The 913-nt window shown below is 70.6% G+C and carries 1 protein-coding gene; it reads right to left on the bottom strand.

Translation table 11 applies throughout. The features are described 5' to 3' along the window. Positions 1-171: 171 nt before the first annotated feature. Positions 172-913: plasmid replication/partition related protein (locus AC1DU6_RS33145; RefSeq protein WP_477862559.1), on the bottom strand; the 742-nt coding region annotated here is incomplete at its 5' end.

A 913-nucleotide genomic window follows, 5' to 3' on the forward strand; every position in this document is an offset into this window, starting at 1 on the left:
CGCCGGCCCAGGTCGGCACGATGTAGACATTGCGCTGCGTCGTCTGGTGGGTGTCGGCGGGCGACTGGCGGGCCTGCCACCAGGCTTGCCAGCGTTGGCGCAGGGCTTGGACGGGAGCCATGGGTCAGAGGATACGTGGGGTTCGCAAGCCTCAGCGTGACCTGGGGGTGTTCAGAAGGGTGCTTGCGCTTCCTCGACAGGGTGGGGCGAGGACGGCTGTGGGCGAAGCGCTGCCAGTTCCTGCCGCAACGCCGCGTTCTCGGCTTCAAGCGCCGAGACCCGCTGGCGCAGCGCTTMCATCGTGGGTTCCGGCGCGGAGGCTTCTGCCGTATCCAGCATCGGGTCGGCCGCGGGCGGCTTGCGCTTGGTCTCGCGCACGCGCTTGGCTGCCTGCTTGAGCTCTTGCGCACCGGCCGCCGCAGCGGCTGCCTGCTCCTCGGCCGGCAAGGTGGCGACGGCCGCGGCCGCGTTGATCGAGATCGCGCCGGCCTTCACCGCGGCCACCACCTCGGGCGTGGCCTGCTTCTGGATCTTCTCGATCATCACCACCTGGTTGCTGCTCAGGCGCGCGGCCTTGGCCAGGGCCTCGCGCGTTTGCAGGGCGTCCTGGGCGGGTGCCGGTGCCGCTGCCTGGGCGACGGGCTCAGCCGCTTCCACAGCCGCGCTGCGCGCACGCCGCTCGGCCACGATCTCGCGCTTGCGCAGCGCCAGCACGCCGCGCTGGAAGTCCGAGATGCTGCGCCGGCCCAGGTGCTGGTCGATCATCCACAGATGCACGTCCTCCATGGACTTGAAGCGAGGGTTCTGCACCGTCTGGAAGGGCAGCCCGTGCTTGCTGCAGATGCCGTAGCGGTTGTGCCCGTCCACCAGCACGTCGCCCCACAGCACCAGCGCATCGCGGCAGCCCTCGGCC

Source organism: Roseateles sp. P5_B10 (assembly GCF_056400485.1).